Source organism: Nocardioides daeguensis, assembly GCF_019192965.1.
GTDB lineage: Bacteria > Actinomycetota > Actinomycetes > Propionibacteriales > Nocardioidaceae > Nocardioides > Nocardioides daeguensis.
In genome coordinates, this window is the sequence record NZ_JAHTKU010000026.1 from 11,675 (window position 1) to 28,987 (window position 17,313).

Below are 17,313 nucleotides of genomic sequence, written 5' to 3' on the forward strand. Positions count from 1 at the left end.
GAAATCCTGGTGTCCCCGCAACGGCGTCAGACGCCGACGTCGGCCCTCGCGGCCGCGAGGGCGTCCTGGACGACGGCGTCGACGCGGGGGTCGGCGGGGTCCAGGCCCTCGTCGTACTCGACGAACCAGGCGAGCTCGCCGTGGCTGCCCGGGGCCCGACGGGCCAGGATCCGGACCTCGCGGCGCCCGGCGACCCGGACGTGGCGTTGCACGGCGATGCTGGCCGTGACCCGCTCGCGGACCAGCTGGAGCAGTCGCTCGGCGTCGTCGAGGCGCAGCAGGTGGAGCGGGCTGGGCGCACCGAAGTCGGCCACCTCGACCACGCGCAGGGTCGACTCCTCGACGTCCCAGTCGGCGCTGGCGACCCGCTCCCACGGAACCCGGGCAGGGAGGTAGAGGGCGTCGCGGGTGCCGCCGACGACCTGCGGACCCTCGCCGCCGCGGCGCGCCGTGGCGCTGGCGAGCAGCCGCTCCCCCGGCCCGACCGGGAAGGGCGGACGGCGGGACAGGAACGACCTCATGGGGCGCCGACGATCTTCTCGCGCAGGGTGCGCCGGTGCTGCTCGAGTGCCGCGAGCTCGCCGAACATCTTGTTGTAGTCGGCGGCGTGGTCGAGCGGGTTGGTGCGCTGCAGCCGGGAGCGGACCTCCTCGATGCGGCGCAGCACGGTCAGCTCCTGCAGGCGGTACACGTGGTGCGCGACGTACCCGGCGTCGACGTCGCGGTTGACCGGGATCGGCTCGACGGCGAGCGCGCTGATGAGCGACGACACCGCCGGGTCCGTGGCCGCGTCGCGCAGGCGCGACACCCAGCCCGGGTCGTCCTGACCGGCGACCGTGCCGCCGGCGGCCGCGACCAGGTCCCACACGGCCCGGTACGTCGGGTGGGTGAAGTCGTTGCTGCCGATGTCGGCGGTGGTGCGCCCGATCGCCATCGGCGACTGGAGCACCAGCTTGAGGGTCTCGCGCTCGATGCCGAAGCGCGGGTCCCGGAGGTCCGGTACGGCGGAGCGCGGGGCCGGCTCCGCAGCGGCCTCCCGCTGCGGCGGCCGCCCCCGGTCGGGGCGTCCGGCCGGGGCGGGGCCCTTGGCGGCGGCGCGTCGTACCTCGGCCCGGGCCTGGTCGGGGTCGACGCCGACCATGCCGGCCAGCTCGCGGGCGAAGGCGTCGACCTTCGACTTGTCGCGGACGCTGGCGACCAGCTGGGCACCGGCCCGCAGTGCGTCGACCCGGCTGTCGGCGCGGTCGAGGTCGTAGCGACCGACGACGTTCTCGAGGACGAAGCGGTAGAGGGGCCGGCGGCTGGCGATCAGCTCGCGGACGGCGTCGTCGCCGCGCTGGATCCGCAGGTCGCAGGGGTCCATGCCCTCGGGCGCGACCGCGACGTAGGTCTGGGCGACGAAGCGCTGGTCGCCCTCGAAGGTGCGCAGGGCGGCCTTCTGGCCGGCCTCGTCGCCATCGAAGGTGAAGACCACCTCGCTGCGCAGCGCGGCGTGGTCGTCGAGGAAGCGGCGCAGCACCCGGGCGTGGTCGTCGCCGAAGGCGGTGCCGCAGGTGGCGACCGCGGTCTCCACGCCGGCGAGGTGGCAGGCCATCACGTCGGTGTAGCCCTCGACGATGACGGCCTGCGACCTGAGCGCGATCGGCTTGCGCGCCAGGTCGATGCCGTAGAGCACGTGGCTCTTCTTGTAGATCGCCGTCTCGGAGGTGTTGAGGTACTTGGCCTCGATCCGGTCGTCGTCGAAGAGCCGGCGCGCCCCGAACCCGATGGTCTCGCCGTTGGTCTCACGGATCGGCCAGAGCAGGCGGCCGCGGAACTTGTCGTAGTGGGAGCGGCCCATCGCCACCAGCCCCGCGGCGATCAGCTCCTCGGAGGTGAACTTCCGCCCGCTCAGGTGGCGCCACAGCGCCTCCCCGTCGCGCGGCGCGAACCCGACCCCGAACTTCAGGGCGGCCTGCTGGTCGAAGCCGCGCTCGGCCAGGAACTGCCGGGCGGCCAGGGCGTCGGGTGTGCCGAGCTGCTCGGCGTAGAACTCCTGGGCCACCGCGTGCGCCTCGACCAGGCGGCGGCGCTGCGGGCCGCGCGGCCGGTCGTCCTGGCCGGTGTCGTCGCGGCGCAGCTGGACGCCGTACTTGTCGGCCATCCGCTCGACGGCCTCGCCGAAGCTGAGCCCGTCGATCTTCATCAAGAAGGTGAAGACGTCGCCGCCCTCCTGGCAGCCGAAGCAGTGGAAGAACCCCCGGCTCGGGGTCACGTGGAACGACGGTGACTTCTCGTCGTGGAAGGGACACAGGCCCTTCATCGAGCCGCCGCCGGCGTTGCGGAGGGTGACGTACGACGACACGACCTCGTCGATCTTGACCCGCTCGCGGACCGCGGCGATGTCCTCGTCACGTATCCGGCCGGCCATGCCGCGATCCTACTGAGCCCCCCGCGGGCGGGCCGCAGCAGTGGACGCTCGCTGTGGACGACCACCGCCCGTGGTCGCCCGTGAGCGTGACCTTCGTCGCCTTCGCTCGTTGTCCGGCGGGGAGGACCACATGAAGGTCATGGGGATGAGCATTCGGGGAGGGACCGGCCATGGAGCAGGCGCGCCGCCGCACCAGCTGGCCAGTGGCCCTCGTCGTGCTGCTCTTCGCGCTCTCGACCCTGGTGATGGTCCTCAAGGACAGCGGGGACGACGAGGGTCCGGACACGACGCCGGCCTCGTCGTTCGACCTCTCGACGCTGCCCGTGAGCTCCACGCGGACCACGATCGAGGAGGCTCCGCAGGACCCCCGGCCCACCAAGGTGCCGAAGGGCACGGTCGTGCACCCGAAGCGGGTGGCCGCGCTGTACGACGAGCCCGACGGCACGCCGTTCGGCAAGGTGCGGCCGACCGAGTTCGGCGATGTGTGGCTGCCGGTGATCACCCGCAACCGCGACTGGGTGCAGGTGTTGCTCCCGTCGAAGCCGAACGGCTCGACGGGGTGGGTCCGGGGCTCCGAGCTGGCCGAGGCCCGCAGCCGCTTCCTCGTGAAGGTGCACCTCGGCGAGCGCTCGCTCGAGCTGTTCGAGGACGACGCGCTGGTCGGGGCCTGGACCGTCGCGATCGGTGCCAGCGGTACGCCGACGCCGCTCGGCCGGACCTTCGTGCTCGGCCAGATCATCGACGACCAGCAGCCGTTCTCGCCGGTCATCCTGCCGCTCGGCAGCCACAGCGAGACCCTCGACTCCTACGGCGGCGGCCCGGGCACGGTCGCCCTGCACGGCTGGACCGACCCGTCGGTCTTCGGCAAGGCGGTCAGCCACGGCTGCGTCCGGGTGCCCGATGACGCCCTCGACCTGCTCCGCACCGTGCCGATCGGCACACCGGTCATGGTCGACGAGGCCTGACCCCCACGACCTGCTCCACCTCGGGGACAAGTGATGAAGATGAAGGGAACACCGATGAAGAACAAGCGGCACCTGGCTCCCGTGGCGGGCGCGCTCCTCCTCGTGGCGGGAGCGGCGACGTCCGCGGCCCTGCTCACGGGCGGCTCCGCGACCGCGGCAGGCAATCCGTCGTCCGCCTTCGGTCTGGAGCTCTCGATCGCGGGCAACGGCGTCATCCCGCGCACCCCGGCCGTCACCTCGACCGACGGCTCGCTGAAGAGCGACTCCCTCATCGCACTCCCCACCAACCCTGTGGCCAGCGGCGGCATCGTGAACGCCTCGGCGCAGAACGGCGCTGCCAGCGCCAGCGTCGCCGACCTCGCGGTCGGCCAGGACCTGTTGAAGACGATCGACCCCCAGGGCACGCTGACCGGCCAGCTCAACACGGCCTGCACCCAGCTCGTCGGCCAGCTCGGACCGGTCCTCGACCCGGTCAACACCCAGGTGCTCGGCCCGCTGCTGACCCAGCTGCAGGGAGTTCTGGACCAGGTCGCCACCAGCACCAAGGACACGCCGCTGAACCTCGGCGCCCTCGGCGCCCTCGACATCAGCAAGCTCACCAACGGCGAGCTCGGCGGCCTGTGCGACGTCCTCGCCGGCAAGTTGAAGCTCGTCGGCGCCGGCGCCGTCGAGGCGAAGTGCACCGGCGACGCGGGCACGACCACGATCGCCGACCTCCGGGCCCTGGGCCTGCCGGTCGACGTCGACACCAAGCTGGCCAACCAGGCCATCAAGATCCCCAGCATGGCCGGCGTCCCACCGATCATCGAGCTGGTCGTGAACCGGCAGACGGCGAACGCCGACGGGACCTTCACCGTCGACGCGCTCTACTTGAACGTGCTCGACCAGATCAAGCTGACCGTCGCCTCGGCCACCTGCGGCAACGTCACCACCGGCCGGTCGCTCACCCCGGGTGACGCCCCCGCCCCGAAGCCGGTCAAGGAGCACGTCCCGGTCACCGGCTGACCCGGCCCGAGCAAGCAGATCGGCCCGTCGCGCACCAGCGCGGCGGGCCGATCTGCAACGTGGGGTCCGCGGGTCCGGTCAGTCCGCGACCAGGCCGAGGCGGAGGTACTCGGCGGCATACGTGCCGCTGAGCAGCAGCGAGGCGTAGCGGGCGACCTCGCCGGCCGCCTCGGAGGCGACGTGCTCGACCCGGACGTCCTGGGCGCGGGCCGCGTCCTCGAGTCGTCGGCGCTGGTCGCGGACGACCGGGTCGTCGGCGCCGTCGTCGAGCACGACCAGGACCGGACGGCGGTCGCCGGTGCCGTCGGCGACCGGGTCGGCGAACACGTTGCGCGGCCGGGCCGCCTCCACGACGGGCAGGAGGTGCTCCGCGTCGCCGGCGAGCGCCGTGCGGCCGGAGGTACGCCGGATCGACTCCGCGATCCGGCGCGCGGCCCGGGCCGCGAGGACCGAGCCGCCCCAGACCAGCGGGGTGGCGTCGGCGAGCGAGATGGCCAGCATCTTCGCGGGGTTGATCGAGATGTCGCGGTGCGGCGAGCAGGCGATGGCGACCGCATCGAGGGCCTCCGAGACGGCCTCGGGCTCCGCGCTCGGGCCGAGGTGGACCTGGTCGAGGAAGGAGAGCATCGCGACGGCGGTGGCGAGCTGGTCACCGGTGCTCGTGGGCAGCAGTGTTGTCCAGCGGCCGGTCGCGTGCTCGGCGACCATCGAGCCCGGCGGGGCGGCGACGACCAGCTGGCAGCCGCGGCGCACCGCCTCGGCGACGGCGAGCGCCGTGCCGGCGTCCCCACCCTCGGGGGCGAGCACGACGACCAGGTCGAGGCTGCCGGCCCAGCCGGGCAGGGCCGGGGACGGCCAGGCCACGAACGGGACCGGGCAGAACGGCTCGAGGACCGCCCGCAGCAGGCGGGAGTCCGGTCCGGCGGCGATCACCGCCCGGGGCCGGGTCTCGATGGAGCGGGCGACCGCCTCCGCGATCGCGTCGGCGCAGCCGTCGACCTCCCGGCGTACCCGGGAGCCGGCCTCCGCCAGCGTGCGCAACCGGAGGTCGGCGGCGGCGAGCGCCGCCTCGTCGTCCAGCCGGGACTCGTCGAACCAGATCATCGGACCGCCCCTTCGTCCAGCCCTCAGGCCGGCTTGCGTGCCTCGTCGACCAGCAGGACCGGGATCCCGTCGCGCACCGGGTAGGCGAGGCCGCAGCCCTGGCACACCAGCTCGACCGCCTCACCCGCGGGAGTGAGCGCGAGCTCGCCCTTGCAGGACGGACAGACGATGATCGCCAGCAGCTCCGGGGAGATCCCGCCCTGCTCGGCGGCGCTCACTTGCTGCTCCGGATGGTCGCGAGGACCTCGTCACGGACTCGGGCCATGGTGGACTCGTCCTTTCCTTCGACGTTGAGCCGCAGCAGCGGCTCGGTGTTCGAGGCGCGCACGTTGAACGCCCAGTCGGCGTGGTCGACGCTCAGCCCGTCGAGCTTGTCGACGGTGACGCCGTCCTGTCCGGCGTACGTCGCCTCGAGGGTGGCGAGCACCGCGCCCTGGTCGGCGACGGTGCTGTTGATCTCGCCGCTCAGCGGGTAGCGGGCGTAGTCGGCCAGCAACTGGGAGAGCGGGCGGTCCGACTCGGCCAACGCCGCCATCGCGTGCAAGGCGGCGAGCATGCCGGAGTCGGCCCGCCAGAAGTCGCGGAAGTAGAAGTGGCCACTGTGCTCGCCACCGAAGATCGCGTCGGTCTCGGCCATGGTGGCCTTGATGTAGGAGTGGCCGACGCGGGTGCGGACCGGGGTGCCGCCGAGCTCGGTGACGATCTCGGGCACCGCCCGCGAGGTGATCAGGTTGTGGATCACCGTGGCGCCGGGCTCCTTGGCCAGCTCGCGCGCCGCGATCAGCGCGGTCAACGTGGACGGCGAGACCAGCTCTCCGCGCTCGTCGACGAGGAAGCAGCGGTCGGCGTCGCCGTCGAAGGCCAGGCCGATGTCGGCCCGCTCCGAGATGACCGCCTTCTGCAGGTCGACCAGGTTGTCGGGCTCGATCGGGTTCGCCTCGTGGTTGGGGAAGGTGCCGTCGAGCTCGAAGTAGAGCGGCACCATCTCGACCTGGTCGGCGAGGCGGCCGAAGACGGCCGGCGCGGTGTGCCCGGCCATGCCGTTGCCGGCATCGACGACCACCTTGATCCTGCGGCCCGTCACGGGGGCGAGCGCGAGCAGGTGGGCGGCGTACGCCTGGAGCACGTCGTGGGCGCCGATCGAGCCGGTCCGACGCGGGCCCCCGCTGGTCGAGCCGGTCGAGCCCCCGGCCGCGACCCGGTCGCGGATCTCGGCCAGGCCGCTCTCGACGCCCACCGGCTGGGCGAGCGCGCGGCACATCTTGATGCCGTTGTACTCGGCCGGGTTGTGGCTCGCGGTGAACATCGCGCCCGGCAGGTTCAGGTGGCCCGACGCGAAGTAGAGCTGGTCGGTCGAGGCCAGGCCGATCATGGTCACGTCGGCACCCGCCGAGGTCGCGCCGTCGGCGAACGCGCCCGCGAGGGACGGCGAGCTGGGCCGCATGTCGTAGCCGATCACCAGCGCGTCGACGCCGAGCACCTCGACGTAGGCCGCACCGGTGGCGCGGGCCAGCTCCTCGTCGAGCTGTTCGCCGACGATGCCGCGCACGTCGTAGGCCTTGAAGACCTTGGCGAGGTTGTCAGGACTGGTCGTGGCCATGCCCAGACCCTAGGGCATGAACAGCACCGCGCACTCAGTCGGTGGTGAGCATCCGCAGGTGCCCCTTGCGGGCCACCTCGCGCCCCGGCTCGCGCGGGGGCTCGACGGGCTCGCGGCGCACCGGGCGGGCCGCCTCGCGCACGGCGTCGGCGAGGGCGAGCAGGTCGTCGTTGCTGGGACCGGGCTGCTGGGTGCCGAGCGAGAGCCGGACCACCTCCCAGCCGCGGGGGGCGGAGAGCCGCTCGCTGTGCACGTCGCACAGGTCGTAGGCGTGCGGCTCGGCGTAGGTGGCCAGCGGACCGAGCACGGCGGTCGAGTCGGCGTACACGTAGGTGAGCGTGGCCACGGCGCGCCGGCCGCAGGCCGTGCGCGAACAGGTACGCAGGCTCTGGGGTCCCGCGTTGGCCGTCACACTCACGGCGCAGACGCTACCGCTCCGGTGGTCGGCACGTGGATAGGCTCGCTGGTGTGGAGTCCCCGATGCCGCAGCCCGAGCTGGTCCCCCGCCGGCGCCGCGACCGGCGCGGACGCGGCATGCGCGGTCCCGCGGTGCAGCCGTTGGCGGCGTCGGGACACCGGCCGCCGCTGCCGCGCAGCCGGCGCGAGGTGTTCGACAAGATCATGCTCGACGTGGTGACCGACATCGACGCGCGGTGGTCCGACCACCTCGGCCTGGTGGAGTACGCCGTCGAGGACGCCCCGCAGCTGCCCGACGACTGGGACTCCGGTCGCGTGCCGCTGTCGTCGCTGGTGCGGGGCTCGGGGACGACGCCGACCCGGCTGGTCGTCTTCCGCCGACCGCTGGAGCACCGGGCGGCCGACCGCGCCGACCTCGAGGCGATCGTGCTGACGATCGTGGTCGAGCAGGTCGCCGAGCTGCTCGGGATCGAGCCGCACGACGTCGACCCGCGCTACCCCTCCGACCTCGACGACGACTGACCGGCCGCGGCCGGGGCCGCGATCACTCCGGCGAGACCGCCGGGATCCGGGCGTGCGTCTCGGCCGGCCGCATCCGCAGCGTCGCGAGCCCGCGTTCGGCACCCCTCGCGGGCAGCGAGACCACGCCGGCGATGCGGGTGTTGCGCGGCTCGATCGAGACGAGCACCGCCTCCGGCGGCAGCGCGAGGGAGGCTGCCCGGTCGGGGGCGACCTCGACCTGGTCCTCGCGGAGCACCGCCCCGTCCGCGCCGTACGACGTCACGTGGACGACGCCGGTACGGATCGCGTGCCCGAGCAGCAGGGTCTTCTCCCCCGGCGGCACGACCGTGGCGGTGGGCTCGCGCACCTCGATCGCGGGCGCGAGCAGGACGAGGTCGCCGCGTGAGACCAGCTGGACCGACGCGACGAGCGGCTCGGCCGACTCGACGACGAGGCCCACCACACCGGCGCCGCCGTCGCCGGCGAGCAGGGCACCGAGGTCGACCTCCCGGAGGGCGTGCGGCGGGACCGACAGCTCGGGGGCGCCGGTCGGGGTGAAGGTCGCGTCGGCGGTGACGAGCCGGACCCGTGCCCGGACCTCGTCGTCACCCGGGTTGGCGACGGAGAGCGTCGCGGCCCGGGCACCGGCGGGCACACCGAGGATGAGGTTGTCGGTGTCGGGAGCGGCCTGGGTCGGCAGGAAGTCGGTGGTCACCCGGCCGCGGCCGAGCTGGTCGCGGGTGGTGCGCGCGGTCACGGTGACCCGGCCGCGGGTGACGTTCACGTGGGCGGCGGTCATCTCGCGTCGGGGCGCCGAGGCGGCGAGGTCGACGCGCTGGACGCCGTGGGCGGGCACCTGGATGCCGCGCAGTGCGGGCTCCTCGACCGGTCCGTCGGCGTCGTACAGCGCCACGTCGACGACCGCCTCGCCGTCGTCGGGGTTCACGAGCTCCAAGGTGGTGGCGTAGCGGGCGGTCGCGCCGAGGCCGACCAGCCACTCGTCGTAGGCCGGGGTGCGGCACTCAGGCACGGCGAGCGGGTCGTCGCGACCGGCGGTGATGCCGGGCGCCGCGGCGCCGCGGCCGTCGAGGACGACGGGACCGGCGCTGCCCGGGACCACGGCCGTGCTGCCGGCCTCGACGCTCACCGGGGCCCCGGCGACGGTCTCGGCCCCGTCCTGCGCCGCGGCGAGGACCGCCAGCTCGCCACCGGCGACACCGGGCGCACGTCCGACGCGGGCCGTGCTGGCCGGACGGGTGCCGCCCGGGCACACCACCGTGGCGGAGGTGAGCTCGGCGGTGGTCGGCGGCTGCGGACCGGCGACCGGGGACTGCTCGTCGCCGATCGCGCCGATCGCCAGCGCCACGACCGCGGGCAGCACGATCGCCAGCGCGACGAGGACGTCGACCCGCCGACGGCGGACGACCGCCGCGCGGCGGCCTGCGGGCTTGGACTCACTCATCGCGGTTCCTTCGCAGCGGCGGGAGACAGAGCACGACCAGCACCGGGATCGCGACGGCCTGGACCAGCAGCAGGAGCCAGCGCAGCCACGCGTGGTGGGACGGGAGGGGGCCCGGCTCGGGGCTGACCTGCCAGGCGCGGGTGCCGCGCTCGGAGCTGGCCTGCACCAGACCGGCGGTCGCGTCGAGGCTGGCGGCCACCGAACCGTCGGCGGGCGCGGCCTGGACGATGTAGAGGATGCCGAGGTCGGCGAGCCGGGCCGCGGCGTCCGGGTCGGGCGAGGTCACCAGGGACCGGATCGTCGAGGTGACCTGCTCGTCCTCGGGGGTCAGCGCGGCGATCTCGTCCTCCCCGACGGTCGGGCCGTCCCCGCGGTGGACGTCGTAGCGCAGTCCGGCGTCCGTGCTGCCGCGCAGCACGAGCACGCCGTCCTGCTCGGCCCGCTCGGCACGCTGGGCCATGTAGACCGGGACGTCGGACGGCGCCGGGTCGTCGAGCTCCTCGGCGCCCCAGCCGGCGAACCACACGAGCCCCACGAGCGGGGCGACCAGCCCGGCGACACCGGACAGGGCGAGCGCGGCCTGCGCCGGCTTCGGCCGGTCACCGAGGTGGTGGAGCGACAGGCCGCCCAGCAGGATCGCCGTGATCCAGGCCCCCTGGAGCACCAGCAGGACGGCGCCGAGGCCGGGCTGCTGCCCGACCGGGCCGGCGATGTCGATGGTCGTGACGGCCAGGGGTACGCCGACCACGGCCGTGACCGCGGCGACCAGCCAGCAGACCACGACCGGGATCCGCGTCGCGCGCGGCAGCAGGGCCAGCACCGCCAGCACGGGCAGCACCAGACCGACCGCGGCGGGTGCGCCGAGCCCGCCGAGGCGACCCGCCAGCAGGTCCCAGCCGGAGGTCGCGGCCGTCGGCCAGCGGCCGACGTCGAGCACGGTGCCGGCGAGCCCGCCCTCGAACAGGGCGGGCAGCCACCACGGCAGCAGCACGAGGAGCGGGACGACGAGGGCGGCGACGGGAGGTCCCCAGACCGAGCGGTCCCCGACCTCGCTGGGCAGCAGCCGCACGGCGAGGCCGAGCAGGACCGCGACGAGGAGGGTGACCACCAGCCACGCCGGTGGCGCGACGGCGGTCAGCAGCGCGAGCGCGAGACCGGTGCGCCAGCCGGCGCGCCAGCGGTGGCCGGGGTCGGGGTCGGCGAAACCGAGGGCGGCATGCGCCAGCCAGGGCAGCACGGCCGCGGCGACGACGATCCCCCAGCGGCCGCCGCCCCAGGCGCCGGCGACCAGCGGCACCAGCGCCCAGGTGAGCGAGCCCCACAGGAGCAGCCAGCGCGGGGCGCCGTACGGCGTGACGAGGCGAGCGACGACACGCAGGAACCGCCACGCGCCCCACAGCCCGAGCGGCGCGGCGAACGCCATCAGCAGGGACATCAGCAGCGACGGGCCGAAGGGCAGGCCGAGCACCGCGAGCGGCAGGACGTACGGCGGCGCCGGGACGTCGCTGCCGAAGCCGATGGGGTGCCGACCCTCGAGGTGCAGCGCCCACCACTCGCCGACGTTGCCCGGCGCGGGCGACAGCGCGCCGCCGGCGATGCCGCCGACCACGTCGCGCACGCCGATGAGCAGCGCCAGCACGGTGACCGCGGTCGCGACGGCGACCGGGTTGGTCAGGAAGCGGACGACGATGCCGGTGTCGGCGAAGTCCTCGTCCTCGTCGCGGTGGCGGGCCGGCGGCGGTCCGGCGGCCGCGTCGCGCTCGGCGGCCGCGATCCGGCGGCGTTCGGCGACGTCAGCAGCCTGGTTGGTCGCGGCGGCGACGAGGTCGGAGGCGAGGTCGAGGCCGTGCCGGTAGGGCAGCCACCACGGGGCGAGCAGGCGTCGTACCCGCGCCCGGTCGGTGCCGCCCGATGCCGCCGCGCGCCGCGCGCGGCGGGCGGCCCGGACCTGGCCGGGGTGACGCAGCACGGAGACCAGCGCAGCGAGCTCGTCGAGCGCCTCCCCGACCGCCCGGACGCCGAGCAGCCCGAGGACGCGCAGCAGCGAGCCGAGGGTCAACCGCAGCAGCTGCAGCGGCAGGGTGGCACCTCGGCCGTTGGCGAGCAGCGTGAACAGGGCGGCGCGCCGCTCCTGGAAGTGGATGTGCCGTCCGGTGAGCGGCGTGCGGCGGATCCCCCGGTGGGCGGCCTCCGCGTGGAACACGACCGCGTCGGGGACGACCAGGGTGGTGCGGCCGGCCGCGGCGGCACGCCAGCCGAGGTCGATGTCGTTGCCGAAGATGGGCAGCGCGGCGTCGAAGCCGCCGAGGTCCTCGAGGACCTGGCGCCGCACGAGCATGCCGGCGGAGTTGACCGCGAGCACCTCGCGGACCTGGTCGTGCTGACCCTGGTCGTACTCGCCACGCTCGAGGCCGGTCTCGCGCCGGCCGGTGCCGCTGATCGTGACGCCGAGCTCGAGGAGCCGGCGCAGCGAGGGCCACTCGCGCAGCTTGGGACCGAGGATGTCGGCGTCGGGACGCGCCGCGGCCGCCGCGAGCAGCGCGGCGAGGGCGTCCGGCGCGGGATTCGCGTCGTCGTGGAGCAGCCACACCCACTCCGGGCCGGGCCCCTCGGTGCCGGTCTCGGCCAGGACGAGGAGGCCCTCAGCGACAGCGTCGGGGAACCCGGTGTCGCCGGCCAGCGAGCGCTGCTCGAGGGGCAGCCGGTCGGCCAGCGCGGCCCGGACCAGGTCGGCGCTGCCGTCCTTGCTGCCGGTGTCGACGGCCACGACGCGCGCGGGGGGCGTGGTCTGCGCGATCAGGCCGTCGAGGACCGCCGGCAGCCACGAGCTGCCGTCGTGGCTGACCAGGAGGACAGCCACCTCGGGTTGTTGCGACACGAGGTCAGACCCTACGACCGTTGATGTGAAGGGGGCACATCGTTGGTCGGAACGGGGCGGTACCTCGCGCGTCTCCGACTGGGTTTCGACTCGCTACCGCGACCTCGCAGGCTCGGTCGCGCGCTTGCTCAACCTTCGCCTTGTGTCTGAGCCGTGCTCGTTCCTCGCACGTCTCAGACGGGCTCACACGGCGCGCTTCTTCAGCTTGCGACGCTCGCGCTCCGACATGCCGCCCCAGATGCCGAAGCGCTCGTCGTTGCCCAACGCCGCCTCGAGGCACTCGACGCGCACCTCGCAGGTCTGGCAGACCTTCTTGGCCTCGCGCGTCGATCCTCCCTTCTCCGGGAAGAAAGCCTCGGGGTCGGTCTGCGCGCACAACGCACGCTCCTGCCACCCCAGCTCATCGGTTTCTGCCTCGACCAGGAACAGTTCCCTCACGACGTTCGCCCCTTACGACTTCGACCCGATGCCCCGAACGACATCACTTGAATTACATACGTGTCATACCCAAACAGTCAAGGCTGAGTCTGCTATAGGCAGCCCCGTGCACGCTGCCTTTTCCGGGCACGGCACAGTTGTCCCCCGTGGACTCGACACCTGACCTGGCAGCCAGTGGATCCATCGGCCGACCGCTGCGGAAGCTGACCGTCCTCTCGGGCGGCATGGGCGGAGCCCGGTTCCTGCAGGGCCTGCTCCACGGCATCGCCGCCGGAACCCTACCGGGTGTGGCCCCGGACGCCCACGTCACGGTGGTCGCCAACAACGCCGACGACTGGTGGATCCACGGCCTCAAGGTCTGCCCGGACCTCGACACCGTGATGTACACCCTCGGCGACGGCATCGACCTCGAACGCGGCTGGGGCCGGCGGGCGGAGACGTGGAGCGCCAAGGAGGAGCTGGCGGCGTACGGCGTCGAGCCGACCTGGTTCGGGCTCGGCGACCGCGACATCGCCACCCACCTGGTGCGCACCCAGATGCTCGACGCCGGGTACCCGCTCTCCCAGGTCACCGCAGCGCTGTGCCAGCGCTGGCTCGCGCCGAGGTACGGCGACACCCTGACCCTGCTGCCGATGACCGACGACCGCGTCGAGACGCACGTCGCCGTCGCCGCCCCGGAGAGCGTCAGCGGGAAGCGGGTCGTCCACTTCCAGGAGTACTGGGTCCGGCTGCGGGCGGAGGTCCCCGCCGAGCAGGTCGTGTTCGTCGGCCTCGACCAGGCCACCCCCGCGCCCGGCGTGATCGACGCCATCACCGGAGCCGACCTCGTCGTGCTGCCGCCGTCGAACCCGGTCGTGTCCGTCGGCACCATCCTCGGCGTCCCGGGCCTGCGAGACGCCGTACGGGCGACGGAGGCGAAGGTGGTCGGCCTGTCCCCCATCGTCGGCGACACCCACGTGCGCGGCATGGCCGAGCAGATGCTGACCTCGATCGGCGTCGAGGTGAGTGCCGCGGGCGTCGGCCTCAACTACGGCGCCCGCTCGGCGGGCGGGGTGCTCGACGGCTGGCTGGTCGACGAGCGCGACGCCGGCCAGGTCGGCCGGCTCGAGGCGGCGGGCATCCGCGCGGCCGCCGTACCGCTGATGATGACCGACCACGACGCGACCGCCGCGATGGCCGCGGCCGCGATCGACCTGGTGCGCTGATGACGCTGAGCGTGACCGCCCCCGACGGCGTGCCGGAGATCCGGCCCGGCGACGACCTCGCCACCGCACTGCTCGCCGCCCTCGGCCCCGACGACCTCGTCGACGGCGACGTCCTCGTCGTCACCAGCAAGGTGGTGAGCAAGGCCGAGGGCCGCGTCGAGTCCGGCGACCGCGACGCGTGGATCGACGCCGAGACCGAGCGCATCGTCGCGCTCCGCGGACCGACCCGGATCGTCCGCAACCGCCTCGGCCTCACCATGGCCGCGGCCGGCGTCGACGCGTCCAACGTCGTCGCCGGATCCGTGGTCCTGCTGCCGCTCGACCCCGACGCCTCCGCGCGTCGCCTGCGGGCCGCGGTGGCCGAGCGACGCGGCGTCAACGTCGGCGTCGTCGTCACCGACACCGCCGGCCGCCCCTGGCGCGAGGGTCAGACCGACATCGCGATCGGCGCCGCAGGCGTGGCCGTCCTCGAGTCCTTCGCCGGGCGCGTCGACGCCCACGGCAACGAGCTCGCCGTCACCGCTCCCGCCGTCGCCGACGAGATCGCCTCCGCCGTCGAGCTCGCGCAGGGCAAGCTCGGCGCCCGCCCGTGCGCGGTCCTGCGCGGGCGCGGCGACCTGGTGCTCGCTCCCGGCGACGACGGTCCCGGCGCCCGCGCCCTGATCCGGGCCGAGGGCGCCGACCTCTTCGGGTACGGCGCCCGGGAGGCCGTCGTCCAGGCCGTCGCCGGCCACCCGACCGCGCGCGCGCCGTTCGGCAGCCCCGTGGCGGCCGAGGAGCTCGTCGCCGCGCTCGCGCGCGCGGGGATCACGGCCCGCGCGAGCGCCCCGGCCGCCGTGACCGCGCAGCGGGAGCGGCGCGCCGCAGCCGACATCGTCGCCTTCGCCCACGGCTGGGAGAGCACGGACACCGGCGATCTCGGCACCGACCTGCAGTTTCGACCGGTGACTCCGTAGACTCACCGCGTTCGCCGCACGGGGGTGCTCCCGCGCACGCCCCACACGACCAAGACGAGGTAGCCCGCACGTGGTCAAGTCCAGCAAGTCCGAGAAGTCGGACCGCCGCCAGGTCATCGACGACATCCGGCGCAAGCAGAAGCGTGCCGACCAGCGCCAGGGCATGGCCATCGTCGGCGTCTGCGTCGTGGTCGCGCTGATCATCGTCGGAGCCGCGCTCTACCCGAAGGTCCGCGAGACGGTCAACGACCAGAAGTGGAAGGGCAAGAGCGTCGCCGAGATCGGCGCCAAGGCCAGCGTCTGCGGCGACATCACCGAGAAGGAGGCCACGGGCAACCAGGAGCACGTGCCCGAGGGCCAGCAGGTCACCTACACCGAGTCACCGGTCGCGTACGGCGCGCACTGGAACGTCGGAGGCGTCGCCCCGGCTCCGATCGGCGACCGGTTCTACACCGAGGACTCGCGCCCCGAGCTCGAGCAGCTCGTCCACAACCTCGAGCACGGCTACACGATCCTGTGGTACGACACGACCGCCGGCGACGACTCGGCCGAGGTCTCGGCCATGCGCGCGATCGCCAAGGTGATGGACGCCAACGACACCAACCAGCGGCTGAAGTTCAAGGTCGCCCCGTGGACGAAGGCGGACGAGAAGGAGGTCGGCAAGTCCTTCCCGAAGGGCCAGCACATCGCCTTCACGCACTGGCGCGTCGACCGCGACACCCAGAAGCAGTACGGCTCGTGGCAGTACTGCTCCGAGGTGAGCGGCGCCGCGCTGGAGAAGTTCATGGCCAAGTACCCGTTCACCGACGCCCCGGAGCCCTACGCGTACTGAGTAGACGGCGCGAGCGCGTCGTCGCTTCGCTCCGCCACGCTGCCGCGCACGCGGTCGGGTTGCCAGAGGCACCGCCCACGTGGCGGCAAGACAGCCGGCTCGCGGGAAGACTCGGCTCCTCCGCTCCGGTCGCTCGTCCCTCGCTCTCTACGCTCCGTCGCCCACACTTCCCGCCGATGACCGGCCGCGATCCCCATGGCGTAGACGGCGCGAGCGCGTCGTCGCTTCGCTCCGCCACGCTGCCGCGCACGCGGTCGGGTTGCCCAGGGACACCGCCCACGTGGCGGCAAGACAGCCGGCTCGCGGGAAGACTCGGCTCCTCCGCTCCGGTCGCTCGTCCCTCGCTCTCTCCGCTCCGTCGCCCACACTTCCCGCCGACGACCGGCCGCGATGCCCATGGCGCGAGCGCGTCACACCAGGTCGGTGCGGCCCTTCTGCTTGAGCGCGGCGACGACGTTCTTGACCTCCTGCGCGCGGGCCCGGGTGGTGACGAGGAGCGCGTCGGGGGTGTCGACGACGACGATGTCGTCGAGGCCGATGACGGCGACCGTGCGGCCGGAGCCGGGGACGACGATGCCGCTGGCGTCGATCAGCTGGGTGAGGGCCGGGTCGCCGAGGACGCTGCAGGTGTCCGCGCCGCCCAGGAGGGTGGCGAGGGAGTCGAAGTCGCCGACGTCGTCCCAGCCGAAGCCGCCCGGGATGGTGGCGACCTTGCCGGCGGCCGCAGCCGGCTCGGCGACGGCGTGGTCGATCGCGATCTTCGGGAGGCTCTCCCAGAGCTCGCCGAGGCGGTCGGGCTCGGCGGCGATGGTGCGCAGGGTGGCGGCGAAGTCGGGGTCCTGCTCGGCGAGGAGGTCCAGCAGCACCGAGGGCCGCACGACGAACATGCCGGCGTTCCAGCGGTACTGGCCGGTCGCGAGGTACTCCTCGGCCACCGCGACCGAGGGCTTCTCCACGAACTCGACGACCCGGCGGGCAGCCGGGTGACCGGGGAGCTCCTCGCCCTCGCGGATGTAGCCGAACGCCGACGACGCGAAGGTCGGCTCGATGCCGATGGTGACCAGCCAGCCGTCGCGGGCTGCGGCGACCGCGGCGGCGACGGAGGCGGCGAACCGCTCCGGCTCGGCGATCACGTGGTCGGCGGCGAAGGAGCCCATCACCTCGGCGCCCCGGCGCTCGAGGAGCGCGGCGGCGAGGCCGATGGCGGCCATCGAGTCGCGAGCGCTGGGCTCGGCGACGACGGCGTCCTCGGGCAGCATCGCGAGCTGGTCGCGGACTGCCGCCCGATGGGCCTCCCCCGTGACGACGAGGACCCGCTCCCCCGCCAGCGGGGCGAGCCGGTCGTGGGTCTGCTCGAGCAGCGACCGACCGGACCCGGTGAGGTCGTGGAGGAACTTCGGCGCACGCGAGCGCGACAGCGGCCACAGCCGCGTGCCGGCGCCGCCGGCGGGGACCACGGCCCAGAAGCCGGGGATCTCGTCGAGGACCATGGCCGCACCCTATGACCCACCGCGACACCACCGAACCCTAGGCTCGGCCC

16 protein-coding genes are annotated in these 17,313 nt (G+C 73.9%); 6 read left to right on the forward strand and 10 right to left on the reverse strand.

Translation table 11 applies throughout. From position 1 onward, the window contains the following. Positions 1–26: 26 nt before the first annotated feature. Together KU893_RS20860 and dnaG are read right to left on the reverse strand one after the other, a co-directional pair. Complete coding sequence (locus KU893_RS20860; protein ID WP_218236384.1) at positions 27–521, reverse strand: hypothetical protein; 495 nt, start codon at positions 519–521, stop codon at positions 27–29. Then, complete coding sequence (dnaG, locus tag KU893_RS20865; protein WP_218236387.1) at positions 518–2,410, reverse strand: DNA primase; 1,893 nt, start codon at positions 2,408–2,410, stop codon at positions 518–520. Before dnaG ends, KU893_RS20860 begins: the two co-directional genes overlap by 4 nt. A 170-nt stretch (positions 2,411–2,580) precedes the next feature. Here dnaG and ldt-CoaP point away from each other — a divergent pair, with 170 nt between their 5' ends. Both ldt-CoaP and KU893_RS20875 read left to right on the forward strand, forming a co-directional pair. Beyond that, positions 2,581–3,375 carry a L,D-transpeptidase gene (gene ldt-CoaP, locus KU893_RS20870; RefSeq protein WP_218236389.1) on the forward strand — a complete coding sequence of 265 codons (795 nt, stop codon included), beginning with the start codon at positions 2,581–2,583 and terminating at the stop codon, positions 3,373–3,375. Between the two features lie 54 nt (positions 3,376–3,429). After that, positions 3,430–4,380 (forward strand): hypothetical protein, encoded by a 951-nt coding sequence (locus tag KU893_RS20875; RefSeq protein ID WP_218236391.1) that lies wholly within the window; start codon positions 3,430–3,432, stop codon positions 4,378–4,380. A gap of 78 nt (positions 4,381–4,458) precedes the next feature. On the opposite strand, the gene KU893_RS20880 is transcribed toward KU893_RS20875, so the two are convergent. From KU893_RS20880 to KU893_RS20895, 4 genes are read right to left on the reverse strand one after another with little or no spacing between them, the layout of a single operon-like run. Beyond that, complete coding sequence (locus tag KU893_RS20880; RefSeq protein ID WP_218236393.1) at positions 4,459–5,484, reverse strand: SIS domain-containing protein; 1,026 nt, start codon at positions 5,482–5,484, stop codon at positions 4,459–4,461. A 23-nt stretch (positions 5,485–5,507) separates the two neighbouring features. Further along, the gene (locus KU893_RS20885) at positions 5,508–5,702 is read right to left on the reverse strand and encodes a Trm112 family protein (protein ID WP_257441569.1); all 195 of its coding nucleotides are present in this window, start codon (positions 5,700–5,702) and stop codon (positions 5,508–5,510) included. Then, positions 5,699–7,084 carry a phosphomannomutase/phosphoglucomutase gene (locus KU893_RS20890; RefSeq protein WP_218236395.1) on the reverse strand — a complete coding sequence of 462 codons (1,386 nt, stop codon included), beginning with the start codon at positions 7,082–7,084 and terminating at the stop codon, positions 5,699–5,701. Before KU893_RS20890 ends, KU893_RS20885 begins: the two co-directional genes overlap by 4 nt. 34 nt (positions 7,085–7,118) lie before the next feature. Beyond that, positions 7,119–7,502, reverse strand: a complete 384-nt coding sequence (locus tag KU893_RS20895; RefSeq protein ID WP_204838877.1) for a DUF3499 domain-containing protein — start codon at positions 7,500–7,502, stop codon at positions 7,119–7,121. Positions 7,503–7,552: 50 nt separating this feature from the next. Between KU893_RS20895 and KU893_RS20900 the strand changes: the two genes are divergently transcribed. Continuing rightward, positions 7,553–8,023, forward strand: a complete 471-nt coding sequence (locus tag KU893_RS20900) for a metallopeptidase family protein (protein WP_257441570.1) — start codon at positions 7,553–7,555, stop codon at positions 8,021–8,023. A 22-nt stretch (positions 8,024–8,045) separates the two neighbouring features. Here the strand turns inward: KU893_RS20900 and KU893_RS20905 are convergent, their stop codons facing one another. The 3 genes from KU893_RS20905 to KU893_RS20915 form a co-directional block, all read right to left on the reverse strand. Continuing rightward, entirely contained in the window at positions 8,046–9,464 is a 1,419-nt protein-coding gene (locus KU893_RS20905; protein WP_218236397.1) for a DUF5719 family protein, read from the reverse strand. Then, positions 9,457–12,324, reverse strand: coding sequence for a glycosyltransferase family 2 protein (locus KU893_RS20910; RefSeq protein WP_218236400.1), 2,868 nt, complete (start codon positions 12,322–12,324; stop codon positions 9,457–9,459). Before KU893_RS20910 ends, KU893_RS20905 begins: the two co-directional genes overlap by 8 nt. A gap of 201 nt (positions 12,325–12,525) precedes the next feature. Further along, positions 12,526–12,780 (reverse strand): WhiB family transcriptional regulator, encoded by a 255-nt coding sequence (locus KU893_RS20915; protein ID WP_308167236.1) that lies wholly within the window; start codon positions 12,778–12,780, stop codon positions 12,526–12,528. Positions 12,781–12,926: 146 nt separating this feature from the next. On the opposite strand from KU893_RS20915, the gene cofD reads away from it, so the two are divergent. The 3 genes from cofD (at position 12,927) to KU893_RS20930 (ending at position 15,773) form a co-directional block, all read left to right on the forward strand. Further along, entirely contained in the window at positions 12,927–13,985 is a 1,059-nt protein-coding gene (gene cofD / locus KU893_RS20920) for a 2-phospho-L-lactate transferase (RefSeq protein ID WP_257441571.1), read from the forward strand. Further along, positions 13,985–14,941: a coenzyme F420-0:L-glutamate ligase gene (locus KU893_RS20925; RefSeq protein WP_218236402.1), complete on the forward strand. Its 957-nt coding sequence runs from the start codon at positions 13,985–13,987 to the stop codon at positions 14,939–14,941. Before cofD ends, KU893_RS20925 begins: the two co-directional genes overlap by 1 nt. A gap of 70 nt (positions 14,942–15,011) precedes the next feature. Then, on the forward strand, positions 15,012–15,773 hold the full coding sequence (locus KU893_RS20930; protein WP_257441572.1) for a DUF3105 domain-containing protein: 762 nt from the start codon (positions 15,012–15,014) through the stop codon (positions 15,771–15,773). A gap of 410 nt (positions 15,774–16,183) precedes the next feature. On the opposite strand, the gene KU893_RS20935 is transcribed toward KU893_RS20930, so the two are convergent. Then, positions 16,184–17,263, reverse strand: a complete 1,080-nt coding sequence (locus tag KU893_RS20935) for a mannose-1-phosphate guanylyltransferase (protein ID WP_218236404.1) — start codon at positions 17,261–17,263, stop codon at positions 16,184–16,186. Positions 17,264–17,313 lie beyond the last annotated feature (50 nt).

Coding starts and splice junctions, on each gene's coding strand:
- KU893_RS20935 (WP_218236404.1), bottom strand. CDS start 17,263: ATGGTCCTCGACGAGATCCCCGGCTTCTGGGCCGTGGTCCCCGCCGGC.
- KU893_RS20875 (WP_218236391.1), top strand. CDS start 3,430: ATGAAGAACAAGCGGCACCTGGCTCCCGTGGCGGGCGCGCTCCTCCTC.
- dnaG (WP_218236387.1), bottom strand. CDS start 2,410: ATGGCCGGCCGGATACGTGACGAGGACATCGCCGCGGTCCGCGAGCGG.
- KU893_RS20925 (WP_218236402.1), top strand. CDS start 13,985: ATGACGCTGAGCGTGACCGCCCCCGACGGCGTGCCGGAGATCCGGCCC.
- KU893_RS20860 (WP_218236384.1), bottom strand. CDS start 521: ATGAGGTCGTTCCTGTCCCGCCGTCCGCCCTTCCCGGTCGGGCCGGGG.
- KU893_RS20905 (WP_218236397.1), bottom strand. CDS start 9,464: ATGAGTGAGTCCAAGCCCGCAGGCCGCCGCGCGGCGGTCGTCCGCCGT.
- ldt-CoaP (WP_218236389.1), top strand. CDS start 2,581: ATGGAGCAGGCGCGCCGCCGCACCAGCTGGCCAGTGGCCCTCGTCGTG.
- KU893_RS20880 (WP_218236393.1), bottom strand. CDS start 5,484: ATGATCTGGTTCGACGAGTCCCGGCTGGACGACGAGGCGGCGCTCGCC.
- KU893_RS20890 (WP_218236395.1), bottom strand. CDS start 7,084: ATGGCCACGACCAGTCCTGACAACCTCGCCAAGGTCTTCAAGGCCTAC.